Source organism: Phytopseudomonas flavescens (assembly GCF_900100535.1).
In the GTDB taxonomy this organism is placed as follows: Bacteria; Pseudomonadota; Gammaproteobacteria; order Pseudomonadales; family Pseudomonadaceae; genus Aquipseudomonas; species Aquipseudomonas flavescens.
The window spans coordinates 99,960-125,768 of record NZ_FNDG01000012.1; the positions used below are offsets into that span (position 1 = coordinate 99,960).

At 63.7% G+C, this 25,809-nt stretch carries 26 protein-coding genes; 12 read left to right on the forward strand and 14 right to left on the reverse strand.

Annotation, left to right across the window (positions count from 1 at the left end; translation table 11 throughout):
* The first annotated feature begins 218 nt into the window (after positions 1 to 218).
* The 4 genes from BLR94_RS16170 (at position 219) to zapE (ending at position 2,649) form a co-directional block, all read left to right on the forward strand.
* On the forward strand, positions 219 to 710 hold the full coding sequence (locus tag BLR94_RS16170; protein ID WP_279615866.1) for an RNA polymerase factor sigma-70: 492 nt from the start codon (positions 219 to 221) through the stop codon (positions 708 to 710).
* 249 nt (positions 711 to 959) lie between these two features.
* Positions 960 to 1,337, forward strand: coding sequence for a hypothetical protein (locus tag BLR94_RS16175; RefSeq protein WP_084307208.1), 378 nt, complete (start codon positions 960 to 962; stop codon positions 1,335 to 1,337).
* Positions 1,334 to 1,531 (forward strand): helix-turn-helix transcriptional regulator, encoded by a 198-nt coding sequence (locus tag BLR94_RS16180; RefSeq protein WP_084307207.1) that lies wholly within the window; start codon positions 1,334 to 1,336, stop codon positions 1,529 to 1,531. The genes BLR94_RS16175 and BLR94_RS16180 overlap by 4 nt, the downstream gene beginning before the upstream one ends.
* Entirely contained in the window at positions 1,528 to 2,649 is a 1,122-nt protein-coding gene (gene zapE / locus BLR94_RS16185; protein ID WP_084307206.1) for a cell division protein ZapE, read from the forward strand. The genes BLR94_RS16180 and zapE overlap by 4 nt, the downstream gene beginning before the upstream one ends.
* 264 nt (positions 2,650 to 2,913) lie before the next feature.
* Here zapE and BLR94_RS16190 read toward each other — a convergent pair whose 3' ends face one another.
* The gene (locus tag BLR94_RS16190; RefSeq protein WP_084307205.1) at positions 2,914 to 4,116 is read right to left on the reverse strand and encodes a patatin-like phospholipase family protein; all 1,203 of its coding nucleotides are present in this window, start codon (positions 4,114 to 4,116) and stop codon (positions 2,914 to 2,916) included.
* Positions 4,117 to 4,137: 21 nt separating this feature from the next.
* Complete coding sequence (locus tag BLR94_RS16195; RefSeq protein ID WP_084307204.1) at positions 4,138 to 5,058, reverse strand: lipid A biosynthesis lauroyl acyltransferase; 921 nt, start codon at positions 5,056 to 5,058, stop codon at positions 4,138 to 4,140.
* A gap of 246 nt (positions 5,059 to 5,304) precedes the next feature.
* Here BLR94_RS16195 and BLR94_RS16200 point away from each other — a divergent pair, with 246 nt between their 5' ends.
* The 4 genes from BLR94_RS16200 (at position 5,305) to BLR94_RS28200 (ending at position 7,381) form a co-directional block, all read left to right on the forward strand.
* Positions 5,305 to 6,486: an acetyl-CoA C-acetyltransferase gene (locus tag BLR94_RS16200; RefSeq protein ID WP_084307203.1), complete on the forward strand. Its 1,182-nt coding sequence runs from the start codon at positions 5,305 to 5,307 to the stop codon at positions 6,484 to 6,486.
* An 86-nt stretch (positions 6,487 to 6,572) separates the two neighbouring features.
* Complete coding sequence (locus BLR94_RS16205) at positions 6,573 to 6,866, forward strand: hypothetical protein (RefSeq protein WP_084307202.1); 294 nt, start codon at positions 6,573 to 6,575, stop codon at positions 6,864 to 6,866.
* A 44-nt stretch (positions 6,867 to 6,910) separates the two neighbouring features.
* A complete protein-coding gene (locus BLR94_RS27980) occupies positions 6,911 to 7,231 on the forward strand; it encodes an SDR family NAD(P)-dependent oxidoreductase (protein WP_244158198.1) in 321 nt (106 codons plus the stop codon).
* A gap of 21 nt (positions 7,232 to 7,252) precedes the next feature.
* The gene (locus BLR94_RS28200; RefSeq protein WP_279615867.1) at positions 7,253 to 7,381 is read left to right on the forward strand and encodes a hypothetical protein; all 129 of its coding nucleotides are present in this window, start codon (positions 7,253 to 7,255) and stop codon (positions 7,379 to 7,381) included.
* 87 nt (positions 7,382 to 7,468) lie between these two features.
* Here the strand turns inward: BLR94_RS28200 and BLR94_RS16215 are convergent, their stop codons facing one another.
* The 12 genes from BLR94_RS16215 to BLR94_RS16270 form a co-directional block, all read right to left on the reverse strand.
* A complete protein-coding gene (locus tag BLR94_RS16215; RefSeq protein WP_084307201.1) occupies positions 7,469 to 7,900 on the reverse strand; it encodes a YkvA family protein in 432 nt (143 codons plus the stop codon).
* Between the two features lie 451 nt (positions 7,901 to 8,351).
* Positions 8,352 to 9,086, reverse strand: coding sequence for a BamJ family beta-barrel-assembly machinery protein (bamJ, locus tag BLR94_RS16220; protein WP_084307200.1), 735 nt, complete (start codon positions 9,084 to 9,086; stop codon positions 8,352 to 8,354).
* Between the two features lie 259 nt (positions 9,087 to 9,345).
* Positions 9,346 to 10,248 (reverse strand): hydroxymethylglutaryl-CoA lyase, encoded by a 903-nt coding sequence (locus tag BLR94_RS16225; protein WP_084307199.1) that lies wholly within the window; start codon positions 10,246 to 10,248, stop codon positions 9,346 to 9,348.
* On the reverse strand, positions 10,245 to 12,152 hold the full coding sequence (locus BLR94_RS16230) for an acetyl/propionyl/methylcrotonyl-CoA carboxylase subunit alpha (protein ID WP_084307198.1): 1,908 nt from the start codon (positions 12,150 to 12,152) through the stop codon (positions 10,245 to 10,247). The genes BLR94_RS16225 and BLR94_RS16230 overlap by 4 nt, the downstream gene beginning before the upstream one ends.
* Positions 12,149 to 12,946 (reverse strand): gamma-carboxygeranoyl-CoA hydratase, encoded by a 798-nt coding sequence (locus tag BLR94_RS16235; protein WP_084307197.1) that lies wholly within the window; start codon positions 12,944 to 12,946, stop codon positions 12,149 to 12,151. Before BLR94_RS16235 ends, BLR94_RS16230 begins: the two co-directional genes overlap by 4 nt.
* A 19-nt stretch (positions 12,947 to 12,965) precedes the next feature.
* Entirely contained in the window at positions 12,966 to 14,573 is a 1,608-nt protein-coding gene (locus BLR94_RS16240; RefSeq protein ID WP_084307196.1) for a carboxyl transferase domain-containing protein, read from the reverse strand.
* Between the two features lie 34 nt (positions 14,574 to 14,607).
* Positions 14,608 to 15,786: an isovaleryl-CoA dehydrogenase gene (locus BLR94_RS16245; protein WP_175154242.1), complete on the reverse strand. Its 1,179-nt coding sequence runs from the start codon at positions 15,784 to 15,786 to the stop codon at positions 14,608 to 14,610.
* Between the two features lie 54 nt (positions 15,787 to 15,840).
* Positions 15,841 to 16,227: a MerR family transcriptional regulator gene (locus tag BLR94_RS16250; protein WP_084307194.1), complete on the reverse strand. Its 387-nt coding sequence runs from the start codon at positions 16,225 to 16,227 to the stop codon at positions 15,841 to 15,843.
* A 307-nt stretch (positions 16,228 to 16,534) separates the two neighbouring features.
* Positions 16,535 to 16,972, reverse strand: a complete 438-nt coding sequence (locus BLR94_RS16255) for a phosphotransferase system, HPr-related protein (RefSeq protein ID WP_084307193.1) — start codon at positions 16,970 to 16,972, stop codon at positions 16,535 to 16,537.
* A 94-nt stretch (positions 16,973 to 17,066) separates the two neighbouring features.
* Positions 17,067 to 17,393 (reverse strand): thioredoxin family protein, encoded by a 327-nt coding sequence (locus tag BLR94_RS16260; RefSeq protein ID WP_084307192.1) that lies wholly within the window; start codon positions 17,391 to 17,393, stop codon positions 17,067 to 17,069.
* A gap of 260 nt (positions 17,394 to 17,653) precedes the next feature.
* Entirely contained in the window at positions 17,654 to 17,965 is a 312-nt protein-coding gene (locus BLR94_RS16265; RefSeq protein ID WP_167359764.1) for a YgaP-like transmembrane domain, read from the reverse strand.
* 113 nt (positions 17,966 to 18,078) lie between these two features.
* Positions 18,079 to 19,242, reverse strand: coding sequence for an acetyltransferase domain-containing protein (locus BLR94_RS16270; RefSeq protein ID WP_084307190.1), 1,164 nt, complete (start codon positions 19,240 to 19,242; stop codon positions 18,079 to 18,081).
* A 217-nt stretch (positions 19,243 to 19,459) separates the two neighbouring features.
* Between BLR94_RS16270 and BLR94_RS16275 the strand changes: the two genes are divergently transcribed.
* The 4 genes from BLR94_RS16275 to BLR94_RS16290 all read left to right on the forward strand — a co-directional run bounded on the left by BLR94_RS16275 (position 19,460) and on the right by BLR94_RS16290 (position 25,775).
* Positions 19,460 to 20,443, forward strand: coding sequence for a D-2-hydroxyacid dehydrogenase family protein (locus BLR94_RS16275; RefSeq protein ID WP_084307189.1), 984 nt, complete (start codon positions 19,460 to 19,462; stop codon positions 20,441 to 20,443).
* Positions 20,444 to 21,709: 1,266 nt separating this feature from the next.
* Complete coding sequence (locus tag BLR94_RS16280; RefSeq protein WP_084307188.1) at positions 21,710 to 22,870, forward strand: outer membrane beta-barrel protein; 1,161 nt, start codon at positions 21,710 to 21,712, stop codon at positions 22,868 to 22,870.
* Positions 22,871 to 23,001: 131 nt separating this feature from the next.
* The gene (locus BLR94_RS16285; protein ID WP_084307187.1) at positions 23,002 to 23,541 is read left to right on the forward strand and encodes a polysaccharide biosynthesis/export family protein; all 540 of its coding nucleotides are present in this window, start codon (positions 23,002 to 23,004) and stop codon (positions 23,539 to 23,541) included.
* A 2-nt stretch (positions 23,542 to 23,543) separates the two neighbouring features.
* Entirely contained in the window at positions 23,544 to 25,775 is a 2,232-nt protein-coding gene (locus tag BLR94_RS16290; protein ID WP_084307186.1) for a GumC family protein, read from the forward strand.
* Positions 25,776 to 25,809: the final 34 nt, after the last annotated feature.

Below are 25,809 nucleotides of genomic sequence, written 5' to 3' on the forward strand. Positions count from 1 at the left end.
TATTCCTGCTCGGGCGTGGCAATGACATCTGGATGGGTGATATGCCTTTTAAATATAATAAATATTATCATTCGTATTTGACATAAATTCTCACAAAGTCTAGGTTACTTCGCGTCGTTAAGGATCAACTGGCCTAGCAGCCTCCCCCTCGTCGCGTAGGTATAGCCATGCAGGAATATGGAATCGCGGAGCGATCCGCCAATGGATCGCTCCCATTGATGCAAGCGTTGATGGACAACCGTTCCACGCTGGTCAAGACGGCAGCCCGCATCACCGGTTGCCACAGTCGGGCCGAAGATGTGGTTCAGGATGCCTACCTCAGGCTGGCGGGAACCCAACGGGTCAGCCTGCCGCTCAAGGCACAGATGAGCTACGTGTTCAGGATCGTGCGTAACCTGGCGATCGACCATTACCGTAAGCAGGCAATGGAGCAGAAGTACACGGGATCGGAAGAGGAAGGCCTCAATGCGGCCATCCATTCGGACACCCCGGAAAGCACCAGCCTGCATCGGGAAACCCTCGGCCTGATCGACGCAGCGTTGGGTGAACTGCCCGCGCGGACCCGCTATGCCTTCGAGATGTACCGGCTGCATGGCATGCAGCAGAAGGACATCGCCGAGGAGCTGGGCGTCTCTCCGACCCTGGTCAACTTCATGGTTCGCGACGCCCTGGCGCATTGCCGCAAGACCCTCGCCCGCGCGGCGGCCTGATTCCCCCTCCCGCTGGAGCGGCGACCGGCCGCGCTCGCCACGCGTCGCCGATCGCCACCTCGAGGCGAAAGCGCCTCCTGCATGATTGCCGCCTCATGACCCGACAGCCCTGCAGGCCTCTGCAGTGAACCGCGGCGGATGACACCTAGATCGCCCGAGCGCAGCGCGAGAACACCAATGTAAAGCGTACTTGACTAAGGGACGCTGCCTGTCTAATGTAAAGCCTGCTTTCCATCCTGGTAACCGGCCATGCCCGACACGCCCCGCTTCTTCATGCATTTCGCCATCGCGATGGCTGCCTATGCCATCGCCGTACTGATCAGTGTCCTGCTGCTGGCCACCCTGCCCGAGGGCGGCCTGCGTACGCTCTGCGCGCTGCTGCCCGTCGCGCCGCTGTTCGCGGTAGCCGCCACGGTCGTTCGTCAGGTTCGCCAGCTCGACGAACTGGCCCGCAGCATTCATTTCGAGGCACTGGCCATGGCCTTCGTCGGCACGGCACTGCTCACCTTCAGCTACGGCTTTCTGGAGACTGCCGGGTTCCCGCGCCTGTCGATGTTCTTCGTCTGGCCGCTGCTGGCGTCCCTGTGGGCGCTGGGCACATGGATCGCCTGGAGGCGCTACCGGTGATCAACCAGGTGCGCGAACGGCGCAGCCAGCGCGGCTGGTCTCAGGCCGACCTGGCCGAGCGTCTGGGGGTGTCCCGGCAGACCGTCAATGCCATCGAGACCGGCCGCTACGACCCCAGCCTGCCGCTGGCGTTCAAGATCGCCCGGCTGTTCGAGGCCCCGATCGAAGCCCTGTTCCAGGCGCCGGCGCCATGAGCCCGAGCCTGGATGACGACTCGCCCCTGGGCCGCTACCGACACGCCGTCGAACAGGCGGGCTTCGTCGCCGACGCTGCCCAGTTGTGCGCGGCGCAGGCGCTGCAGGCCTGCCACCAGGCCCTGCATACCGACGGGACGACGCCAGGGGTGTACCTGTGGGGCCCTGTGGGCCGTGGCAAGACCTGGCTGATGGACAGCTTCCACCGGTCGCTGCGCGTGCCCGCCCGCCGCCAGCACTTCCACCATTTCATGCGCTGGGTGCACCGCCGCCTGTTCGAACTGAGCGGCACGCCGGATCCCCTCGCCTGCCTGGCCCGGGAGCTCGCCGGGGAGATCCGCGTGCTGTGCTTCGATGAACTGTTCGTCAGCGATATCGGCGATGCGATCCTCCTCGGCCGACTGTTCAGCAGCCTGTTCGAGCAGGGCGTGGTGCTGGTCGCCACCTCCAACCAACCCCCGCATCTGCTGTACGCCGACGGCCACAACCGCGAACGCTTCCTGCCCGCCATCGCCGCCATGCAGCGCCACATGGAGGTGGTGCCGGTGGCCGGCGAGCAGGATCACCGCCTGCATCCCGGCCAGCCGCTGCAGCGCTACTGGGTCCGCCAGGCCGGGCAGGCCAGCGCCCTGCCAGCACTGTTCGATGCGCTCAGCGCCGGCGAGACGGTGCACCAGGATGCCCTGACGCTGGGCCAGCGCCGGATCGCCGTGCAACGCTACAGCGCCCGTGTGCTGCAGTGCAGTTTCGCCCAGCTCTGCGAGCAGGCGCTGCACACCCAGGATTTCATCCTGCTGTGCGACCGCTTCGCCGCCATCCTGCTTGGGGAGGTGCCGGCCCTGGGCGCCCGGCAACGCCCGGCGAAAATCGCCCGGGGCACCGAGGACGCCGCCGCCCAGGTGGTCGCGGGCGATCGCCAGTTGCCGGCGCTGTCGCCGAACGATAACGCCGTGCGGCGCTTCATCGCCCTGGTGGACGAGTGCTACGACCGCCGCATCCCGCTCTACCTGGAAGCGGCGGTGGCCTTGGACGCGCTGTATACCGAGGGCTACCTGGCCTTCGCTTTCCGCCGCACCCTGAGTCGCTTGCAGGAAATGCAATTGCAGCGCTTCGGGTAACAGAGAGGCCGCCCATACCACTGACCCGTCGCCTAGGTCTCTTGTAAGTTGGTGAACTTCATGTGGGGCTGCTGCAAGGCGAAAGCCGCCGTAGGGTGGATGACGCTCTTTTCATCCACCATTGCGATCGCTAGGTTGGTGGACGGGTCGGGCCGCGTAGGTGAAGCGTCGGCTACGCGCCCCGGTCCACCCTACGAAAGACGGCTATCGCCCTGCGCTGCCTGGATACCGGAAACCTGCCTTGAACGATCATGGGCAGGTTGCTTAGAGCAAACCGGCCTGCGCCTGCTCGGCCGCCGGCTCGATGCGCAGGAAAGCGCACAACTCGGCCTTCTTGGCCATGGCGTCGCGGTGACCGAGTTCGATCAGTTCGTTGCAGTAGCCGGGCTCGAACAGCAGGTAGCTGAGTATGCCCGCGCCATTGGCCTTGTTGGCGCCCGGGCCGCGCAAAAACAGGCGCAGCGCCGCCGGCATCTCGCGGCGATGACGAGCGGCGATCAGATCCAGTGGCTGGCTCGGGGAAATCACCAGCACCTCCACTGGCGTCAGCCCGTAGGCACGGCTGCGCTGCTCGGCAGGCACCAGCCGGCCCAATTGGTTGAGCCGGCCGAGCAACTCGATATCGCTCTCCACGTTGTCGATGAAGGTGCTGTTGAGCATGTGCCCGGCGATCTGCGCCAGGCTCGGCATGCTGCCGATCGGTCGGGGTGTCGGGGCGCCGGGGTTGGCCTGATCGCCCACCGGGTTGCCACTGACCCCCACCACCAACACCCGGCTGGCCCCAAGGTGCAGCGCCGGGCTGATCGGCGCCATCTGCCGCACCGCGCCGTCGCCGAAATACTCGCGGTTGATTTTCACCGGTTCGAAAATCAGCGGGATGGCGGTACTGGCCAGCAGGTGCGGCAATGCCAGGCGTGTCGGTACACCGACGCGGCGATGGCGAAACCAGGGATCGATGGCGGCGCGACCCTGGTAGAAGGTCACCGCCTGGGCGGACTCATAGCCGAATGCCGTCACCGCCACCGCACGCAGCTGGCGATGACGGATCGCTGCGGCGATACCGGAAAAATCCAGCTCGCGCTCAAGCAGCGCGGCCAACGGAGAACTGTCGAGCAGCGCGACCGGCACCTGTTTGCCGAGGCCGAGCAGGCTATGGCCGACGAAACGGCTGGCCTGGCGCAGTACACCCGGCCAGTCGCTGCGGTACACCTGATCGGTGTGAAAGCTGCGCCACACGCTGCTCAACCGACGCACCCCCTCGCAAAAATGCAGGGCACCACAGGCGAGGCTGACGGCATTGATGGCGCCAGCCGACGTCCCGACGATCACCGGAAACGGATTGTCTGACGACTCAGGCAGCAGCTCGGCGATCGCCGACAGCACCCCCACCTGATACGCCGCGCGCGCACCGCCGCCAGAAAGAATGAGCCCGGTGGTCGCTGGGGTACTAACGGCATCCTGCGTCATGTCGATTCCACTTCGAAGTTGTCAGTAAAGCCCTGGCTCGCCGGGCGGACGGGTCTTGAAACGGCGGTGCGCCCACAGGTACTGCGCCGGGCAGGTGACGATGGCCTCCTCGACCCAGGCGTTGACACGCAGGCAGTCGGCGTCCTCGGACTCGCCGGGAAAATCCGCGAGCGGCGGGTGAATGGTCAAGCGGTAACCCTGGTTGCCCGGCAAGCGCTGCTGGGTGAACGGCAGCACGATGGCGCGCCCCAGACGGGTGAACTTGGTGGTCGCCGTGACCGTGGCCGCTTGCACGCCGAACAGCGGCGCGAACAGGCTCTGCTTGCGGCCGTAGTCCTGATCCGGCGCATACCAGATGGCCCGCCCGGCACGCAGCACCTTGATCATCGCCCGCACGTCCTCACGCTCGATGGCGGTGGCATCCCGGTTGTGGCGCTCGCGGCCGCGCCGCTGCACGAAATCGAACACCGGGTTGCGGTGCTCGCGGTACATGCCATCGATGGTATGCACCTGGCCGAGCAAGGCCGCGCCGATCTCCAGGGTGGTGAAGTGAATCGCCATGAGGATCACGCCCTGCCCGCGTTCCTGGGCCTGCTGCAAGTGCTCGATGCCTTCGATATGGGCCAGACGTGCGAGTTTCTCCCGGGGCCACCACCAGCTCATGGCCATCTCGAAAAAGGCGATGCCGGTGGACGCGAAATTGGCCTTCAGCAAGTGCTCGCGCTCGGCGGCGGACATCGTCGGGAAGCACAACTCCAGGTTGCGCGTGGCGATACGCCGACGGGAGCCGGCAACCCGGTACATCAACCCACCCAGGCAACGGCCCAGGCGCAGCAGTGCGCCATAGGGCAACTGCACGATCAGCCACAGCAGGCCCAGGCCCAGCCACAACGGCCAGAAGCGCGGGTGAACGAAGGCACGGCGAAATACGGGACGATCCATTGACGATCCTGGATAGCGTTCAAAGCCGCTTAGTCTAACAGCTCGCTCGGCAATGCTGCGCCACCGCCAGTCAACGCCGCCAGGCGATCTGCGCGTTTGACGGCGCGCATGCACAACTTATGGCCGTGCCCGCTGCGCCGCGATCGCGACCCGGACGGTGTGCGCCTGGGGCTTGCATGCCGGCCGAGCCGGCGTCAGGATCGTCCCCAGCCAATAACAATAGCCGCCCATGGCCAGGAGAATCCCATGCAAGATGTCGTCATCGTCGCCGCCACCCGTACCGCCATTGGCAGTTTCCAGGGGGCGCTGGCGGCTATTGCGGCCACCGAGCTGGGCGCAGCGGTGATCCGTCGCCTGCTCGAACAGACCGGCCTGGATGGCAATCAGGTGGATGAAGTGATCCTCGGCCATGTGCTCAGCGCCGGCGCCGGGCAAAACACCGCCCGCCAGGCGGCCATCGCTGCCGGCCTGCCCCATGCCGTACCGGCCCTGGCCCTCAACAAGGTCTGCGGCTCGGGGCTCAAGGCCCTACACCTCGCGGCCCAGGCCATTCGCTGCGGCGATGCCGAGGTGATCATCGCCGGCGGCATGGAAAACATGAGCCTGGCGCCCTACGTGCTGCCCAAGGCACGCACCGGATTGCGCATGGGCCATGGCCAACTGATCGACAGCATGATCAGCGACGGGCTGTGGGATGCCTTCAACGATTACCACATGGGCATCACCGCCGAGAACCTGGTGGACAAATACGCCATCAGCCGAGAGGCCCAGGATGCCTTCGCGGCAGCCTCCCAGCAGAAAGCCGTGGCAGCCATCGAGTCCGGGCGTTTCGCCGAGGAGATCACCCCGATCCTGATTCCCCAGCGCAAGGGTGAGCCCATCGCCTTCGCCACCGACGAGCAGCCCCGCCCGGGCACCACGGCCGAAGCCCTGGCCAAGCTGAAACCGGCCTTCAAGAAAGACGGCAGCGTCACCGCCGGCAATGCCTCGAGCCTCAACGACGGCGCAGCTGCGGTGCTGCTGATGAGCGCGAGCAAAGCGCAGAGTCTGGGGCTGCCGGTACTGGCGCGGATCAAGGCGTACGCCAACGCCGGCGTCGACCCGGCGATCATGGGCATCGGCCCGGTATCGGCCACCCGCCGCAGCCTCGACAAGGCCGGCTGGTCCCTCGACCAGCTCGACCTGATCGAGGCCAATGAAGCCTTCGCCGCCCAGGCCCTGTCGGTCGGCCAGGAGTTGGGCTGGGATGCTGCAAAGGTCAACGTCAACGGCGGGGCCATCGCCCTCGGCCACCCGATTGGCGCCTCCGGTTGCCGCGTACTGGTCACCTTGCTGCACGAGATGCTCAAGCGTGACGCGAAAAAAGGCCTGGCGACGCTGTGTATCGGCGGTGGCCAGGGGGTGGCGCTGCTGCTCGAGCGGGATTGAAAACGGCGAGGACCAGCCACCGGTTGGGCCTGCCACTCAAGGGCCGGTTCGCGATACGATCAGGCTCCATCCCAACGAATCTCCCCATGAACGATCTCCCGACCCTCCACTATCTGTTCGCCGACTGCGGCAAAACCTGCCCGCAGCGCCCGGACGTCACGGCCATCGTGCTCTTCGCCCTGCTCTGCGAGGATGGCGACGTGGTGTACCTGGAAATCCGCTACACCGACTACGCCAGCGGCCAGTTCGAAGGCGATCACCTCTGGCTGTCGCTGGAGGAAGCGATGCATTCCGCCCTGGAGGATCACGGCATCGCCGAGGCTGACTGGCGAGCGCTGTCGGCGCGGGAGATCGCCCGCATAGACCGCACCATCGAGTGACGGCCAGGGCTCAGGGCCGCTAGCTGGTGCCGCACGGCACGGCGATGATCGACAGCCTCGGCGCCATCGACGTGCCGGTGGTCAACGCCGGCGTGTTCGTCGCGGGCAACCCCCTGGAGCTGGATACCGATACCGTCGACCAGCTCTTCACCATCAATATCAACGCGCCCTACCATGCAGCGGTCAGTGCGGCGCGGCAGATGCCAGCCGGCGGCCGGATCACCCTGATCGGCTCGAACATCGCCGACCGCGCATCAATGCCGGGCATGGCCGCCTATGGCGCCAGCAAGGCCGCATTGAGTGGCATGGTCAAGGGACTGGCAAGGGACTTCGGCGCGCGTGACATTACCGTCAACGTCGTGTAACCAGGCCCGACCGACACCGGGATGAACCCGGTCGACGGCCCGCTGAACGAGCTGATGCACAGCTTCATGGCGATCAATCGACACGCGCCCGCAGCGATGAAATCGCCAGCATGGTGGCCTGGCTGGCGGGTGCCGAAGCCGGGCTGGTGACCGGTGCCGCGCTGACCATCGACAGTGGCTTCGCGGCCTGAACGTCACCGCTCCTCTGCTGCGCCCATTCGGGTGGTGACCGCTCGCTCAGGTCACCCGCTCGGCCACGGGCAGCTTGGCAATGGCGTCACGGGTTTCACGGTCCTGGGCATCGCGCCAGGTACGAAAGGCGTCCAGCTCGCTGCCCCAGGTTCTCATGACCCAGGCGAGCACAGCCAGGTCGTCCACCAGCCCCAGGCCGGGAATGATGTCGGGAATGGCATCCAGCGGTGACACGAAATACAGCAGGCCAGCCACCACGGCGAGCAGCGCCTGCGGATTGATCGTCCGGTAGCTGCCTCGCCACCAGGCCACGCAGAGCTCCTGCAGCAGGCTCAGATCACCTCTCAACGAGGACAGGCTGCGCCCGCCGCCCGTGCTTTTACGGGTTACCGCCAGCAACAATGCAGGCAGGCGGCCACGCTTCAGGAAACGTTGCGCCAATGGCAGGTAGCGGGCGAAATTCCACGGTGCTTTCATGACCACTCCTCGTCAGCCCGCGTGTTCGCTGGGCTGTCTGTGGTTATCCACCATAGCTGTGGATAACCTTGTGAACAGTTATTGGATTAGCTTACCAAACGCCCTCGCCATGCGGCCTTGCCACAGATCGGACATTTTTTATCCAGCAGATAAAATCCTTAATAATCAATAATTTAAAAAAATCAAAAGATTTCTTAAAAAATCTGACCAAGTCAATGAGACAGCTCATCGCGATGTGTATAACCACCACTCGGGGGGTTGCATTCGCGCCGCTTTGCGGCTAGGCACATGCTCCGATTCCAGCACCCTGCCCGGCGCCAAGGCCACCGGGGTCTTTTCCAAGGCCACAGGGTCGTGGCGGCCAGCCCACGAGGACAGCGGCGGTGCCGATAGCCAGCCGCGGAAACGAAAACGCCCCGTAGAACGGGGCGTCGTCTCGAAGCAGATCTGCTTACTTGGCCGGAGCGGCCTCAGGTGCCTGTTCCTGAGCAGCCTTGTCCTTGATGGCCAGCAGCTCGAGATCGAACACCAGCACCGAGTTGGCAGGAATCGCGGGGCTCGGGCTCTGCGCGCCATAGGCCAGGTCGGCAGGGATATACAGTTTGTACTTCTCGCCGACGTGCATCAGTTGCAGGCCTTCCACCCAACCCGGAATCACGCCGCCGACTGGCAGATCGATCGGAGTGCCACGCTCGACGGAGCTGTCGAACACGGTGCCGTCGGTGAGCTTGCCTTCGTAGTGAACGGTGACCACGTCGTCGGCCTTGGGCTGAGGACCGTCAGCCTTCTTGACCACTTCGTACTGCAGACCGGAAGCGGTGGTGGTGACGCCGTCACGCTTGCCGTTCTCATCCAGGAACTTCTTGCCGGCCTGGGCCGCTTCTTCGTTCATTTTGGTCATGCGCTCTTCGGCGCGCTTCTGCAGGAAAGCAAAAGCCTCGACCAGCTCTTCGTCTTTCAGGCGTTGCTCTTTCTTGCCAACGGCGTCCTCGATACCTTGGGCGACAGCTTTCGGGTCCAGATCGTCCATGCCTTCCTGAGCCAGGCTCTTGCCCATGTTCAGGCCAATGCCGTAGGAAGCTTTCTGGGCCGGGCTTTCCAGTTTCACTTCGCTGGTTTGCGAATCACAACCGGCGAGCACCAGGCCCACCAGGGCGATCGCTGCTGCCAAACGATGCTGTTTCATGCTGATTCCTTGTCCGCTGCGCCCTAGGGCAATCGAGTGAAGGCGCGAGCTTAGGGGGTGTGGGTATATCAACGCAAGCCGCGTCGCTGTGAATTGTTCAGGCAGATCACGCAGGCCCAGCGAGAAGTGCCGAGCGCAAGCGGGATACTGAACGGATCGTTCAGTTCGCCGCGGCGATTCATCGAAGCAGCAGCGTAACTGACTAGCGGGTATGAGTTTTTTTACCCGTATAAGTTCATTGGCAGACCGTGATCCGGCCTCACCAAGCAGATGCATGTCGCCTCGCCACCCGCGAAGCGGACTGGCGCCCCAGCGAGCGACTGATGCGCTGCCCGGCAACGATCAAGCGCGGCAGATCGACACCGGTTTCGATGCCGAGGCCTTGCAGCATGTCGAGCACATCCTCGCTCGCCACGTTACCGGTCGCGCCCCTGGCATAGGGACAGCCGCCCAGACCGGCAACCGAACTGTCGAACACCGAGATGCCTTCCAGCAGGCTGGCATGGATGTTGGCCAGCGCATGCCCATGGGTGTCGTGGAAGTGCCCAGCCAGTCGCTCGCGTGGTACCACGCGCGCCACCACGTCGAGCAACTGCCGCACAGCGTCAGGCATCCCCACGCCAATGGTGTCGCCCAGTGAGATCTCATGGCAGCCCATGGCCTGTAATTCTCGGGAAACCGCAGCGACCTGGTGAGCCGAGATGGCGCCGTCATAGGGGCACCCCAGCACGCACGACACATAACCACGCACCCGGATGGCGTGCCGCTGAGCCACCTCCAGCAGCGGTTGAAAGCGCGTCAGGCTTTCAGCGATCGAACAGTTGATATTTCGCCGGGAAAAACCCTCGGACGCCGCCGCGAACACGGCGACTTCCTTCACGCCGGCATCGATTGCCGCCTCCAGCCCTTTCAGGTTGGGCGTCAACGCCGCGTAGGTGACACCGGGTCGCTGCTCGATAGCGGCGAATACCTCGGCACTGCCGGCCATCTGTGGGACCCACCTGGGTGATACGAAACTGCCGACTTCTATATAACCGAGCCCCGTCGCACTCAGGTCGTCCACCAGGCGCACCTTGTCGGCCACGCTGATCGGCTGTTTCTCGTTCTGTAGACCGTCCCGCGGGCCGACTTCCACCAGGCGCACGTGGCTGGGCAGGCTCATGGCTGCGCCTCCAATTCGACCAGCACCGCACCTTCGCCGATCAGCTCGCCCTCGGCGCAGTGGATCTCCTTGACCGTGCCCGCCTGCGGTGCCCGGATACTGTGTTCCATCTTCATGGCCTCCAGCACCACCAGCGTGGCACCGGCCTCCACCTGCTGCCCCGGCTCGACCAGAACGCGAACGATGCTGCCGTTCATGGGTGCGGTGAGCCCACCCTGGTGGAGACTGCCCGCCTCGGCAGCGGCAAGCGGATCGAAGCGGCGTACGGCGAGCCACTCCACGCCCCTGCGCAGATACAGGGTGTCGCCCTGCCGCAGGGTCTCGGCCTTGGCTACCGCGCGGGCGGGACGGGCCTGGAGCACCAGGCTGCGGCGGACGTCACCACACACCAGCGTCATAGGCACCTCGGCCGGCAAACCGCTGCGCCAGGCATTGCGTGCGGCCCAGGGTGAGTACGGGTCGTCGGCCCGCCGCCGCTCGATATCGGTGGCCAGGAATGCTGCCGCTGCCTGCTGCCAGAATGCCTCCGGCAGCGCTTCGGCCGGCGGTAGCAGCTGCGCCTGGTGACGCTCGATGAAACCGGTATCCAGTTGCGCCGCAGTGAATGCAGGGTTGGCCAGGATACGCTGCAGGAACGCCAGGTTGGTCTTGAAACCGCCGACCACGGTTTCCCCCAGCATGGCCAGGAGTCGCTGACGGGCCTCTTCACGGTTTTCGCCCCAGGCGATCAGCTTGGCCAGCATCGGGTCGTAGAACGGCGACACCTCATCGCCCTGCTCCACGCCACTGTCGACCCGCCGCCCCGGCCCGGCCGCAGGCTCGCGGTACAGGTCGAGGTGCCCGCTGGCCGGCAGGAAGCCGCCTTCGGGGTCTTCGGCGTACAGGCGTACCTCGATGGCATGGCCATCGAGCGGCACCTGCTCCTGGCGGATCGGCAGCGGCTCGCCACGCGCCACGCGGATCTGCCAGGCCACCAGATCCAGGCCGGTAATGGCTTCGGTCACCGGGTGCTCGACCTGCAGACGGGTGTTCATCTCCATGAAGAAGAAATCGCCCCGGGCATCGAGGAGAAACTCCACCGTGCCCGCGCCGACATAACCGATGGCCTGGGCGGCTCGCACGGCGGACTCACCCATGGCACGACGCAGCTCGGGCGACAGGCCCGGCGCGGGGGCTTCTTCCACCACTTTCTGATGACGCCGCTGGATCGAGCAGTCACGCTCAAAGAGGTACAGGCAGTTGCCGTGCTGATCGGCGAATACCTGGATCTCCACGTGACGCGGCTGCAACAGGTATTTTTCCACCAGCATGCGTCCGTCGCCGAACGCCGACTGCGCTTCACGCTGCGCGGACGCCAGGGCCTCGGCCAGTTGGCTTTCACTCTCGACCACCTTCATGCCCTTACCGCCGCCGCCGGCAGTGGCCTTGAGCAACACCGGATAGCCGATACTCGCGGCTGCCGCGCGGAAGGTTTGCAGATCCTGGGCCTCGCCGTGGTAACCCGGTACCAGCGGTACACCGGCCTCCTCCATCAGCGCCTTGGCGGCGGATTTGCTACCCATGGCATCGATGGCACTGGCCGGCGGGCCGAGAAAGATCAGCCCGGCCGCTTCGAGCTTGCGCGCGAAGCTGGCGTTCTCGGACAGAAAGCCGTAGCCAGGATGAATGGCTTGCGCGCCACTGGCCCGCGCAGCCTCGATGATGCTGTCCATCAGCAGGTAGCTGTCGCTGGGCTTGGCGCCGCCCAGGTCGATGGCGATATCCGCCTCGCGCACGTGCCGGGCACTGCGGTCGATGGCGCTGTGGACAGCCACCGTGGTCAGTCCGAGCGCCTTGGCGGTGCGCATCACCCGGCAGGCGATCTCGCCGCGGTTGGCGATCAGAAGCGTATCGATGGTTTTCATGACTGTGCCTGCCAGGCGGGTGGACGTTTGTGCAGAAAGGCCGCAAGGCCTTCCTGCCCTTCTGCACTGACGCGAATGCCGGCGATCACGCTCTCGGTGCGCTGACGCAGGGCGTCACCGAGCACCCCACTACCGACGCCGTGCAACAGCGCCTTGCTCTCGCGCATGGCTTGCGGGCTGTTGAGCAGCAGGTTGGCAATCCACTGCTCCACCTCGCCCTCCAGCTCGGCGGCGGGATAGCACTCGGCGAGCAGGCCCAGCTCCCGCGCACGCTCTCCGCTGAAGCGTTCGGCGCTGAGCGCGTAGCGGCGGGTAGCACGCTCGCCGATGGCCTGTACCACATAGGGGCTGATCACCGCGGGAACCAGGCCGATGCGCACCTCGGACAGGCTGAACGATGCCTCGCTGGCACCGATGGCGATGTCGCAGCAGGCGGTCAGCCCGACCGCACCGCCGAACGCGGCGCCCTGCACCACGGCCAGTGTCGGACACGGCAAGTGATAGAGCAGGCTCATCAACTCGCCGAGCTGGTGGGCATCTCGCAGGTTGGCGGCGTAGTCGAGCTGCGCCGAAGCCTGCATCCAGCCCAGGTCGGCGCCAGCGGAAAAGTGCCGGCCCCGACCACGCAGGACCAGAAACCGCAGGCCGTCGTCAGCCGCCATCTGGCGCAATACCTGAATCAGCTCGTCGATCATCTCGGCGCTGAAGGCGTTGTGCTTGTCCGGGCGGTTCAGCCACAGGCTGACGACCCCGCGCGGGTCGGTGTGCAATTCGAGGGTGTTGAAATCGCTCATCGGTCTGTCCTCGGCCAGGCTACATGCGCAACACGCCGAAGCGTGTCGGCTCGATGGGTGCATTGAGGCTGGCGGAAATCGCCAGGGCCAGCACCTCGCGGGTTTGTGCCGGGTCGATCACGCCGTCGTCCCACAGCCGCGCACTGGAGTAGAAGGCATGGGCCTGGCGCTCGTACTGTTCGACGATCGGCTGCTTGAGGCGCTGCTCGTCCTCGGCGGAAAACACTTCACCGGCCCGTTGCGCCTGCTCGTGCTTGACCTGCACCAGCACCCCGGCGGCCTGCTGCGCACCCATCACGCCGATGCGCGCGTTGGGCCACATCCACAGAAAGCGCGGGTCATAGGCGCGGCCACACATACCGTAGTTACCGGCACCGAAGCTGCCACCGATGATCACCGTGAACTTGGGTACCCGGGCGCAGGCCACCGCCGTGACCAGCTTGGCGCCGTGCTTGGCGATACCGCCTGCCTCGTATTTCTGCCCGACCATGAAACCGGTGATGTTCTGCAAAAACAGCAACGGGATACCGCGCTGGCAGGCCAGTTCGATGAAGTGCGCGCCTTTCTGCGCGGCTTCGGCGAAGAGGATGCCGTTGTTGGCCAGAATGGCCACCGGGTAACCGTTGAGGTGCGCGAAACCACAGACCAGGGTGGTACCGAACAGCGCTTTGAATTCGTCGAGCTGCGAGTCGTCGACGATCCGTGCGATCACCTCGCGGACGTCGAAGGGCTGCTTGGGGTCGGCGGGAATGACGCCATACAGCTCATCCGCGGCATAACGAGGCGCGATGGGCAGCCGCGCCTGCAGCTCGCCAAGCTTGCGCCAGTTGAGGTTGGCGACGCAGCGGCGCGCCAGGGCCAGGGCGTGCTGGTCGTCTTGCGCATAGTGATCGGCCACGCCACTGGTCTTGCAATGTACATCGGCGCCTCCCAACTCTTCGGCAGTGACCACCTCGCCCGTGGCCGCCTTTACCAGCGGCGGGCCGGCAAGAAAGATGGTGGCCTGCTGGCGCACCATGATGGTCTCGTCGCTCATCGCCGGCACGTAGGCGCCACCCGCCGTGCACGACCCCATCACCACGGCGATCTGTGCAATGCCCCGGGCACTCATGTTGGCCTGGTTGAAGAAGATCCGCCCGAAATGCTCGCGATCCGGAAATACTTCGTCCTGACGCGGCAGGTTGGCACCACCGGAATCCACCAGGTAGATGCACGGCAGCCGATTCTCGCTGGCGATGGCCTGGGCACGCAGGTGTTTCTTCACGGTCAGCGGGTAGTAACTGCCGCCCTTCACCGTGGCATCGTTGGCGATGAGCATGCACTCGACGCCCTCGACACGACCGATCCCGGCGATCACCCCAGCGGCTGCGACGTCTTCGTCGTACACCTGGTAGGCGGCCAACTGGGCGATTTCCAGAAACGGCGAGCCCGGGTCAAGCAACCGGTCGATGCGCTCGCGAGGCAGCAGCTTGCCCCGTGCGGTATGTCGCTCTTGCGCCCTGGTTCCGCCACCTTCACGGATCCGGGCGAGCACGCCGTACAGCTCATCGACCTGTCCCAGCATGGTCTCGCGGTTGCAGACGTAATCGGCGCAACGGGTATTCAATTGGCTGTGCAGGATGGCCATGACAGGGGCTCCGAGCGGTAGCGTGGGGCTTCAATCAAGCGGTTTCGTTGAACAGCTCGCGACCGATCAACATACGGCGGATTTCGCTGGTGCCGGCACCGATCTCGTAGAGCTTGGCGTCGCGCCACAGGCGCCCGACCGGAAACTCATTGATATAGCCATTGCCGCCGAGAATCTGGATCGCCTCGCCGGCCAGCCAGGTGGCCTTTTCCGCGGCGTAGAGGATGACCCCGGCGCAGTCCTTGCGCACCTGGCGCACATGACCGCTGCCCAGGGCATCGAGCTGCCTGCCCACCGCGTAAAGGTAGGCGCGACAGGCCTGCTGGGTGGTGTACATGTCGGCCAGCTTGCCCTGGATCAGCTGGAACTCGCCGATGCTCTGGCCGAACTGCTTACGGTCGTGGATATAGGGCACCACCACATCCATGGCTGCCTGCATCAGCCCCAGTGGCCCTCCGGAGAGCACCGCACGTTCGTAGTCCAGGCCGCTCATCAGCACCCTGACGCCTTCGCCGACGCCGCCCAGCACGTTCTCCTCTGCCACCTCCACGTCCTGGAACACCAGTTCACCGGTGTGCGAGCCGCGCATGCCGAGTTTGTCGAGCTTCTGAGCGACGCTGAAGCCCTTCGCGCCCTTCTCCACGATGAACGCGGTCATGCCCTTGGCGCCGGCGCTCGGATCGGTCTTGGCGTAGACCACCAGCACGTCACAGTCCGGGCCGTTGGTGATCCACATCTTGCTGCCGTTGAGCACGTAATGGTCGCCCTGGCGGTCCGCCCGCAGCTTCATCGACACCACGTCGGAACCGGAATTGGGCTCGCTCATGGCCAGCGCGCCGATGTGTTCGCCGCTGATCAGCTTGGGCAGCAAGCGGCGCTTCTGCACCTCGCTACCGTTGCGGTTGATCTGATTCACGCAGAGGTTGGAATGGGCACCATAGGAAAGACCGATACCGCCCGCGGCCCGGGAAATCTCCTCCATGGCGACCATGTGCGCCAGGTAACCCATGCCGGCGCCACCGTACTCTTCGCTGACGGTCAGGCCGAGCAGGCCCATGTCACCGAACTTGCGCCACAGATCCATGGGGAACTGGTCACTGCGATCGGCTTCGGCGGCCCGCGGGGCGATCTCCTTCGCTGCAAAACTGGCGACCGCGTCGCGCAGCATGTCGATTTCTTCGCCAAGGAAGAAATTCAGGCCTGGCAGCATGATGCTCATGTAACGGCTCTCCATTGTTGTAATTGTCGGACGCGTTAAAGCGTTGCTTCAGGAGGCGGACACTGCCTGCATAGCGCTCAGGCACCGCTGCTCGGCGGTGTCCAGCTCCCGTTGCATCTGCTGGATGTCGAGCAGTTGCCGGTCGAGATGCTCGCGGCGCTCGGCGATCTTCTCCAGAAAGTGGTCGAGTTGCTTGCGGTTACCACCGGCCGGGTCATACAGATCGATCAACTCCTTGCACTCGGCGAGGGAAAAACCGATGCGCTTGCCGCGCAGGATCAACATCAACGTCACCCGATCGCGGGCACTGTAGATACGTTCCTGCCCCTTGCGCTCGGGTGCGAGCATCCCTTGTTCTTCATAGAACCGGATGGTGCGCGTGGTGACCCCGAGTTCGTGGGCCAATGCGGAAATACTGTAGGAGTGACTCATGATGCAAACTGCCCGAATGGATTACCTTTACGTAAACGTAAGCCAATACCTTTAGCGCTGTCAAATCTTCGAGCAGGCAGCGGTGCGACGCTCACCCGACAGACAAACCATTGCGGCCATACCCGTGAAAGCCTGCGAGGCCCGGCGCAGGCCTATTGGCGGGTACCGGGCCGTCGAGGGTTCGCCCGGTGAGCCTGGGGAAATAGGACGGGAAGGTCACGGTGACCGATGGAAACAGACAGGCTAGCTGCATGGCGTCCAGCCTGTTCTGGACGCCGCGCAGGCAGCTCAAGCGGGGTTCAATGCGCAATCACGGTTTCGGCGTACCGTCCCAGGGAGCGCCATCCAGGGGCCTAGTCCTGGCCAGTTCGGCTTCGTCGAGGCCCGAACCTGCGCCGATATCTCCTTCATCGACGACGCTCAGGACACGATCCGCAGGCTCGCCCTTACCTCGCTCTCGCGGCGAACGTGCGCCGGTGTCGTCGATCAGATTTTCCGGGCTCAGGTCATCGAGGCTCACGCCGTTCTCATGACGGCCTTCCTTGAGTGTCTCACCACCGCTCTGACCCGCGTCGCGCACACGCTGATCCGGATACTCGTGCTGCACCTCGTCACTGGGACGGCGGTCGCCGATGCGCCCTTCGCGGTCATCCCTGGCCTCGCTGAAATCCAGTTGCTCGATAGAGCCCATGCGATCCTCGGTATCGTCGATCTCCCGAGGCGTGGCTGGCTGCTTGGGTGTGCTCATGACGTTCTCCTCTGTGGGTCCGTTCGGTTGACTGGCCCCGTGTCGGGAAGATTCAGGGAATGTGACGGATGCGATGGCCCGAGCACGCGGGTGCTCACCCCTCGCCCAGCAATTGCTCCAGCGCTTCTTCCAATGGGCTGACGCTGGTCGGACGAACCAGCCGAGTCACCTCGACGCCATCGCGCAGCAACACCAGGGTCGGCCACAGCTTGACCTTGAAAGTGCGCCCCAACGAACGACCGCTGCCATCCTCGATCTTCAGGTGGGTGACTTCGGGGTAATCCGGCAAGACCTTGGCCAGCAAAGGCTGCACCGCCTGGCAATGGCCGCACCAGTCGGTGCCGAATTCGATGAGGGTCATACCCGGCATTGCCTGTACATCGGCGGATGTAGGCGCCGTACTGCTGTACCCGCTGCTCATGCTGCCTCCTTCGCTAATGGGTCTTGTGCCCACCCTGCGGTTCTCGCAGAGCGGCCTGGCTGTTCGGAACCTGCTGGCGAGTTCGCAGACCAGGGCCGGGGAACGCCAGCGATCGCGAGGCTCATTCACCAATGTGAACGGGCATGACCCGCTGCGCTCGCTCTGCGAAGCCTGTGCAGTGCGCCAGCCGCAGCTTGCGCCTGGGCCGACGTGCGGGCCGCCTTCACGGCGGCCAGAGCAGCAACAGGTTTCGAACCTAGTCAGACGCTGTTGTGCATCTGCTTGACCACCGGCTTCACTCGCTCGGCGATCTCGCCTTCGAGGCGGGTGACGGACTCTGCGATGCGATCCACCTCGGGGCGCATCGAGCGCGCCTGCTCCACGAAACCCTTGAGCCGGCAATTGCCGCTCAGGCCGCGGGCGACCAGCATACCGCCGAACGCTGCGCGAGCCAGCCCCAACACGCCACCGCGCTTGAGACCGCCACGGGCCATGGCGATACCGCTGCCGATGGAAAGGGCGCGCTCCCAACCCTGCACGTTGTTGCCGGCCTGCTTATCGAATGTGGACATATCGCTCGCTCCAGTCTGTCTATGGTTAACAACGGACTGAGCCAGGGCAGCCGATGTTCGGCCGCTCCGACAGGCGGATGAACGGCGCGGACATCGGCCCCTGCCGGCGATCATCAGAGATAGCGCAGCCAGGTCAAATCACGACGGCGGGCCTTGAGGGCCGCGAACCAGCGCACTGGCGGGAACAGCAGCACGGCAACCAGAAACGCGCACAACCATATCCCCGCCATCGAATCGAAGCCGAAATAGTCGCCCTGGTTGGTGCCCCAGATGCCAACGGCAGCTAGGTACATCAGCTTCAACACATACAGGTGCAGCAGGTAGAAGAACATTGGCGCGCCCCCGTATACGGTCAGAACCCTGAGCCAGCGCTTGCCCTGGCTGCGCTCGAAGGCCAGCAGCAGAAGCAGGCCGATGCCCAGGGTCAACGCCAGGAAGGCCAGTGACGGTGGATACTTGGTGATATTGAGGATTGCCATCAGGGTTTCCAGCCAGGTGCTGACCATCGACCAGCTCTTTTCACCGTAGCCGTTGCCGGCGCGCACCACGATCAACACCAGCAGCGAACCCAGCCCCCAGCCCAGCAGCCTTTGCTGTCGCGCCTCGGCATCGGCGCCACGGGCGAACCAGGGCCCGGCGGCGTAACCCAGGGCGATCACACCGATCCACGGCAGCACCGGGTACGAGGTACGCAGGCGCAGGTCGTCGGACACCTGCAGCCAGCCACGATCGTGGAGAATCGCCCATGGTACGTGCAGTGCCGAATCGACAGCGAAATGCAGGGAGTCGAGCAGATTGTGGCCGCACACCAGCACCAGGCCGAAGGCGATCAGCAGGCCACGTGGTAGCCACAGCAGCAGCGACAACGCCAGCATGCTCAGGCCGATGGCCCAGATCACTTGCAGGTAGATCACCGTTGGCGGCACCTGGAATGTCCAGGCAAAGTTCACCAGGGTGAACTCGAGCACCACCAGAAACAGACCGCGCTTGAACAGAAAAGCACTGATCGCCGTGCGACCACTGGCCTTCTCGCCATACAGGAATGCCGACAGGCCGGTCAGCAGGATGAAAACCGGCGCGCACAGGTGAGCCAGGGTACGGCTGAAGAACAACGACGGTTCGGTGCTGCTCACGTCCATCGGATCGAGTACCTGGCGATGCAGGAAAAACGTCTCTCGCACATGGTCGAGCAACATGAACAGGATGACGAGACCACGCAGGGCATCGATGGATGTGAGACGCAGGGCGGCGGGAGGAGCGGTTGCGACAGTGGTCATGGCATATCCAGGGCAGAACGCCGGCAGACGGAAGGGCTGGCCGGCACAAAGAAAAGTTATGATATAACAAATACTTTGCCGCAGCACAGCCCTCCGCCACCGCCTTCATTGGTGATAGCCTTGCCCCTCCAGCGTATCGGCCAGCTTGCCGGCTGCCACTCGCCTGTATCCCCGCACAGAGGCGCTGCGTACAGCCCGCCCCCCTCTGGAGGCCGTCATGCATATCGTCATCCCGGATGATTATCAAAACGTGATCCATACCCTCGACTGCTTCGCCGTGCTGGCTGATCACCAGGTCAGCGTCTATCACGACGTCGTGGACGACCGTCAACGGCTGGCCGCGCTTTTCGCCGACGCCGACGCACTGGTGCTGACCCGGGAGCGCACGCGCATCGACGAGGCATTGCTCGAACAGTTGCCGAAACTCAAGCTGATCAGCCAGACCGGCAAGGTCTCCAGCCACCTCGACGTTGCCGCCTGCACTCGCCACGGGGTGGCCATCATGGAAGGCCGTGGTTCGCCGATTGCACCGGCGGAACTGACCTGGGCGCTGATCATCACCGCCAGGCGACAACTGCTCCCGGCCATCGACGCGCTGCGTGCCGGCCGCTGGCAGGTCAACCTCGGCCAGCGCCTGGCCGGGCAGACGCTGGGTATCTGGGGCTACGGCAAGATTGGCCGGCGGCTGGCACACTACGCCAGTGCGTTCGACATGTCGGTGCTGGTGTGGGGCAGCGAAGCATCGCGCAAGGCGGCGATTGCCGATGGCCACCGGGCGGCCGAATCGCGCCAGGCCTTGTTCGCCGAAGCCGACGTGCTCAGCCTGCACCTGCGCCTGGGGGACAGCACCCGCCACCTGGTGACCGCCAGCGATCTGGCCGCCATGAAGCCCAGCGCCTTGCTGGTCAACACCAGCAGAGCCGAACTGATCGCGCCAGGGGCCCTGCTCGAAGCGCTAAACCTTGGCAGACCGGGGTTCGCCGCGCTGGATGTGTTCGAACAGGAACCTGTAGTCGACCCGAACCACCCCCTGCTGCGCCACCCTGCCGTGCTCTGTACGCCCCACCTCGGTTATGTCGAGCGAGAAGGCTATGAGTTGTATTTCGGCGACGCCTTCGCCAACGTCGAGGCATTCTTCGCAGATGAACGCTGCACGCTGGTCAATCCCGAGGTCCGTGCATCCGCTGTATTTCGGCGCTGACAGGCATTGCAAAACAGAGACGAGGCCGCCAGCGCACTGCCGGACAGCCCCACAACGACAAGTGAAAAACACCCGGAGTGGTGCTCGACTCTACACGCCGCCATGAAGCTGTCTTTTGGCCACTATAACGGCACTCTTCAATGCTGCCTTATAAAGGATAAGGCCGACGCCAAAAACAGCCCTGCAGCTATCCCGATGGCACCAGCTAATTTTCAACTGGTATTTATCTGTCTGCATCGTGCAAGCCGCGCAACAGATGCGAGGGGGTCAGCGAAGAAACAATCAAGCGGGAGTTAGCGGATCAATACGAGGGCAATACCGTGGTCGGTATGGAGTGGCTCTGCGACTCACTGCTGAATTCGCCCTTTATCGAATCTGCTTTGCTGTAGGCGATTGGCCTGAGCATCAGCCAATAGCACTTCAATGGCATGCAAAGAATCATTGCGCCGGGATCGATTCGCAACGACGCAAATCGCCATCCCCCAGCCGTGACGAGGGCCAGCGGCCCGATGCCAGGCAGTCAAGCATTCAGGCACGCGTCTAGTCCGAATGGCACTCGAACAGTATCTTGTCGGCTTTCGACCTATCCACGAACATCGCTCGGCAATTACCTGCTCCCTTCGCTGTGGAGCAGTCCATAGTGGGCGTTCCTGCCGAGTTTTGCTGGATGAACACTCCAATCGATGTACGGTAAAAACAACAATGCCCCCTTTAATATCGACCGGTTGATCAGGCAGTTGCCAGTTGCAAGTCGACAGCGATACAGGGTGGTATGAACCCTGCGCCTTGTTCTCTAAGTAATGCGAAACATGAAGTTGGGACTCGTCGTTATCTTTACGGCCAGGAAGGCATGAATATTGCTCTAGACATTAACACAGCTGTAATACATTGCTCCTAGCATCTGGACGGATGCCGAGCCGCAGCCCTGAACCCGTGTCCGCCCCCGTTTCGTTAGTTTGAAATGGGCCGACGGCGAGCGATGGCCACTTTTCCAGACCTGAAGCGTAGCGCCCCTGATTGCAGCACCCGTGAGCGAGCGTGAACCATTAGAGCGCAGGAAAAGTTCCCTGACTTTTTGTCGTACCGCCGATAATGACTTTCACGGCCGTCGGGGAACTTCTTACCTGAGCCGACAACCAATGAGTCATGAAAAATGGCCGCAAGTCAACGCGATAGGTGATTGACCAGAAGCTGCCGGGCCCATCCCGCAGCATCGTCACCGGCCACTCCACTCAAGCGATCGACCCCGGGAAGGGATTTGGCACCATGAAACTCTCCAAGATACTGACGGCTTCGCTGGCAGGTACGCTGTCTACGGCCAGTTGGGCAACCGACCCGGCGAGCATCGACCTGGCCGGTTTCGAGTTCACGCCTACCCTCGACGTTACCGAGAGCTACGACGATAACTACCGCGGCCTGCGTGACGGCGCCGGCTCTTCCTGGATCACCAGCATCAACCCGAAGTTTCTGCTCAGCGCCGAGACGCGCAACAGTGGCTACCAGCTCGAATACGAATTCGACGACCAGACCTACCACTCTGACGATCGGGCCAGTCATACCGATCATCACCTGCGCTTTCGCAGCATTCTCGAATTCAACTCGCGCAATCGCCTGCGTTGGAACCTCGGCTATCACCGTGTCGAGGAGACCATCGATCTGGCGGATCCCGATGACAATGAGAACGACAAGTACGACCGCACCGTCGCTGGCGCCACCTACAGCTACGGTACGCTGAGTGGCTTGAACCAGCTGGACTTCGGCGTCAATCGCGAGGGCATCCGCTATCGCAACAGCGGTGAACTCAACGCTGACGAAGAGCGCGACAGCACCATGTTCAACACCGTGTGGTACCACCGTCTCGGTGGCAGCACGCGATCGCTGGTCGAACTGCGCCATACCGACCATGACTACATCCGCAGCGGCAGCAATCGCGACAGCACCAACGACGCCGCCCTGTTCGGCGCGACCTGGGAGGCTACCGCCAAGACTGCCGGCACCCTGCGCTTAGGTGCCGAACGCAAGAACTTCGACAGCAGCACCCGCGACGACTACACCAGCCCGATGTGGGAAGTCGGTGTGGCTTGGGAACCGCGCACCTACTCTGTCGTCAAACTCAACACCCGTCGCGCTTTCGACGAAGGTGACGACGGTGCGAGCACGGTTCAGGACACCACCACGCGCCTGAGCTGGGAGCACGAATGGTCGGCTTTCATCCGCACGGATCTCGACTACCGCTTCTCCGATCGCGACTACAAGGCGATCGAACGCAAGGACGAGCGCACCAGCTACGGCTTGGGTGTCACCTACTCCCCGGATCGCTGGGTCGATGTATCACTGGGTTACCGCTACACCGAAAACGATTCGAGCGTGCGGGAGAAATCCTATGACCGGAACATCTATCAGCTGTCGTTGAGTTTGAGCCTCTAGCACCGGGGCATCTCAACAGGGTGACGAACACCGTCACCACCCCTATCAACCTTTTCGCGTTCGCCTTTCCAGTCGAGCGGTGGCGCCTCTTTCCCTGCGCCAGAGACGAATCAACCACAAGGAGTAAGCGGATGTCAGTCCACCATCTGTTCAAAGCCTTCTCGCTATTGCTGATGCTCGCTTTCGCAGCGACTGCCCAGGCCAACCCACAGTATCGGCTGAGCTCTGGCGACGTGATCAAGATCAGTGTCTTCGGCGAGCCGGATCTGTCGTTCGAGGAAGTCCGCCTCAACGATGCCGGCACCTTCTCCTACCCCTTTCTGGGGTCGATCGAAGCCAGTGACAAGACCGCCGGCGACATCGAGCGCATCCTCACCGACAAGCTCAAGGCCGATGGCTATCTGGTCGATCCCCGCGTTTCCGTCAGCGTGACCACCTACCGCGAGTTCTACATCAGCGGCGAAGTGAAGGCACCCGGCGGCTATCCCTATCAGCCCGGCCTGACCCTGGACCGCGCCATCGCCCTGGCTGGTGGCCTCACCGAACGCGCCTCCACCAAGCGCATCACCATTGCCCGTGGCACGGGCGAAGCCCGGGCTTCGGAAAAGGCCACGCTCGACACCCTGGTCAAACCGGGTGACACCATCACCATCGATCAAGGGTTCTTCTGACTATGAACAGTCCTGCACGAACGATCCGACAGTGGCAGCCATCGCCGTCGGAAGCAGATAGCGATTACATCGACCTGCGGCGTATCTGGAACGCCATCTGGATGCGCAAGTGGGCCATCGTCCTGTTCGTGGTGGTGATCACCCTGGTCACCGCCCTCGCCGTCTCCCGCATGACGCCGATCTACCGCGCCGTGTCGACGGTGATGATCGAGACCAAAGGCACCCAGCTGGTGTCCTTCCAGCAGGTCTACGACACCACTGGCGCCGTGAACGAGTACCTGCAGACCCAGCTCGGCCTGATCAAGAGCCGCGGCGTTGCGGAAAAGGTCGTGCGTGAGCTCAACCTCACCGAACACCCGGACTTCGACCCTCGCCAGCAACCTCAGCCACTGATCGACCTCGGCGGGGTCGCCCGCAGCCTGCAGAGCGTGCTGTCGTACACCGGGCTGGTCGATGCGCCCGAACCGGCCAAGCCGATGACCGAAGCGGAGCTGCTGGATATCGTCACCAAGACGCTGATGGATCGCACCAGCCTCTCGGTGGAAGGCAAGAGCCAACTGGTGAGCATTTCCGTCGAGTTGCCGGATCGCCTGACCGCGGCGCAGATCGCCAACGCCCTGGCCAGCAGCTACATCGACAGCCAGCTCGAAGCGCAGATGGAAATGTCGCTGTCGGCCACCACCTGGATGAACACTCGCCTGACCGAGCTGCGCAGCTCGCTGCAGGATGCCGAAAACCGCCTGCAGGCCTATCGCGAAGCCGAGGGCCTGGTCGATGTCAACGGCGTTGCCACGATCAGCAACAACGAACTGTCGCTGACCGGTGACCGCATGATCGACGCACGTCGTCAGCGTGCCGAAGCGGAAAGCCAGTACCGTCAGGTCGAGTCCATGGGCTCCACCAACTGGCGTCGCCTGGCAAGCGTCCCTGCGGTACTCGGCAATCCACTGATCCAGCAATTCAAGGCTGAGGAAGCCCGCGCCCGCGCCAAGGTCGAAGAGCTGTCGCGTCGCTACGGCGAGCGCCACCCGGCCATGGCAGCTGCCAACTCTGACCTCAGCGCTGCGTCTGCGAGCCTGCGTGCCCAGGTCGAGCAGGTGGTCGCGAGCATCGAGCGCAACTATCAGTTGGCGGTCGCCAACGAGAACTCTCTGAATGCCTCCTTCGACAAGAACAAGGAGCAGATCCAGGATATCTCGCGCAAGGAGTTCAAGGTGCGTGAGCTGACCCGCGACGTGGAAAGCAACCGTTCGCTGTATGAAACCTTCATGACCCGCCTGCGCGAAACCGCGGCCACCCAGGACGTCAACTCGAGCAACGCACGCATCATCGACCAGGCCATCGCCCCGCTCCAGGCCGCCGCGCCGAACAAGAAGCTGCTGATCGTCCTGGCTGCCGGTCTGGCCCTGCTGTTCGGTGTCGCCCTGGCGGTGATCCGCGACATCCTCAACAACACCTTCAAGAGCGCCGACGACGTCGAGAACAAGCTGAACCTGCCGGTTCTCGGGATCGTCCCGCTGATTTCCACCAACACCAAGTACACCGCTGCCCACCTGTTCGAGCATGGCGAGGATGCGCGCTTCTGCGAGTCGATTCGCACCATTCGAACCAGCCTGATGCTGGCCGACACGACGCGCTCGCAGAAAGTTCTGGTGGTCACCTCTTCCTCTCCGGGCGAAGGCAAGAGCACCCTGGTGGCCAACATGGCGTTCGCCCTCAGTCAGTTGCAGCGGGTGCTGCTGATCGATGCCGACCTGCGCCGCCCGACCCTGGCCAAGAGCTTCGACTTCCCGGTCGGCACCCCAGGCCTGGCCAACCTGATCACCGGCAGCGCCAAGGTGGAAGACTGCATTCACAACATGGGCAACAACCTGGACATGCTGCCGGCCGGTGCGGTACCGCCGAACCCGCTGGAACTGCTGGCATCGCCGCGTTTCGCCAAGTTCCTGGAAATGATCAAGGAGCGTTACGACCACATCATCATCGATTCGCCACCCAGCCAGGCAGTCAGTGACGCGTCGCTGCTGTCGACCTTCGCCGACTCGGTCATCTATGTGGTCAAGTCCGAAGCCACCTCGATCCCGTTGGCACAACGGGGTGTGGGCCACCTGCTGCAGAGCGGTGCCTCGGTGATGGGCGTGGTGCTCAATCAGGTGGACGTGGAAAAAGCGGCCCGCTCCGGCGAGTACAGCGGCTACTACGACCACTACGGCTACAGCGACCGCAAGGCCTGATAGCCATGAACGACCAGCGCACGACGGCAGGAGG

Coding starts and splice junctions, on each gene's coding strand:
- BLR94_RS16170 (WP_279615866.1), top strand. CDS start 219: ATGCAAGCGTTGATGGACAACCGTTCCACGCTGGTCAAGACGGCAGCC.
- BLR94_RS16175 (WP_084307208.1), top strand. CDS start 960: ATGCCCGACACGCCCCGCTTCTTCATGCATTTCGCCATCGCGATGGCT.
- zapE (WP_084307206.1), top strand. CDS start 1,528: ATGAGCCCGAGCCTGGATGACGACTCGCCCCTGGGCCGCTACCGACAC.
- BLR94_RS16190 (WP_084307205.1), bottom strand. CDS start 4,116: ATGACGCAGGATGCCGTTAGTACCCCAGCGACCACCGGGCTCATTCTT.
- BLR94_RS16195 (WP_084307204.1), bottom strand. CDS start 5,058: ATGGATCGTCCCGTATTTCGCCGTGCCTTCGTTCACCCGCGCTTCTGG.
- BLR94_RS16200 (WP_084307203.1), top strand. CDS start 5,305: ATGCAAGATGTCGTCATCGTCGCCGCCACCCGTACCGCCATTGGCAGT.
- BLR94_RS16205 (WP_084307202.1), top strand. CDS start 6,573: ATGAACGATCTCCCGACCCTCCACTATCTGTTCGCCGACTGCGGCAAA.
- BLR94_RS27980 (WP_244158198.1), top strand. CDS start 6,911: ATGATCGACAGCCTCGGCGCCATCGACGTGCCGGTGGTCAACGCCGGC.
- BLR94_RS28200 (WP_279615867.1), top strand. CDS start 7,253: ATGAACCCGGTCGACGGCCCGCTGAACGAGCTGATGCACAGCTTCATG.
- BLR94_RS16215 (WP_084307201.1), bottom strand. CDS start 7,900: ATGAAAGCACCGTGGAATTTCGCCCGCTACCTGCCATTGGCGCAACGT.
- bamJ (WP_084307200.1), bottom strand. CDS start 9,086: ATGAAACAGCATCGTTTGGCAGCAGCGATCGCCCTGGTGGGCCTGGTG.
- BLR94_RS16225 (WP_084307199.1), bottom strand. CDS start 10,248: ATGAGCCTGCCCAGCCACGTGCGCCTGGTGGAAGTCGGCCCGCGGGAC.
- BLR94_RS16230 (WP_084307198.1), bottom strand. CDS start 12,152: ATGAAAACCATCGATACGCTTCTGATCGCCAACCGCGGCGAGATCGCC.
- BLR94_RS16235 (WP_084307197.1), bottom strand. CDS start 12,946: ATGAGCGATTTCAACACCCTCGAATTGCACACCGACCCGCGCGGGGTC.
- BLR94_RS16240 (WP_084307196.1), bottom strand. CDS start 14,573: ATGGCCATCCTGCACAGCCAATTGAATACCCGTTGCGCCGATTACGTC.
- BLR94_RS16255 (WP_084307193.1), bottom strand. CDS start 16,972: ATGAGCACACCCAAGCAGCCAGCCACGCCTCGGGAGATCGACGATACC.
- BLR94_RS16260 (WP_084307192.1), bottom strand. CDS start 17,393: ATGAGCAGCGGGTACAGCAGTACGGCGCCTACATCCGCCGATGTACAG.
- BLR94_RS16265 (WP_167359764.1), bottom strand. CDS start 17,965: ATGTCCACATTCGATAAGCAGGCCGGCAACAACGTGCAGGGTTGGGAG.
- BLR94_RS16270 (WP_084307190.1), bottom strand. CDS start 19,242: ATGACCACTGTCGCAACCGCTCCTCCCGCCGCCCTGCGTCTCACATCC.
- BLR94_RS16275 (WP_084307189.1), top strand. CDS start 19,460: ATGCATATCGTCATCCCGGATGATTATCAAAACGTGATCCATACCCTC.
- BLR94_RS16280 (WP_084307188.1), top strand. CDS start 21,710: ATGAAACTCTCCAAGATACTGACGGCTTCGCTGGCAGGTACGCTGTCT.
- BLR94_RS16285 (WP_084307187.1), top strand. CDS start 23,002: ATGTCAGTCCACCATCTGTTCAAAGCCTTCTCGCTATTGCTGATGCTC.
- BLR94_RS16290 (WP_084307186.1), top strand. CDS start 23,544: ATGAACAGTCCTGCACGAACGATCCGACAGTGGCAGCCATCGCCGTCG.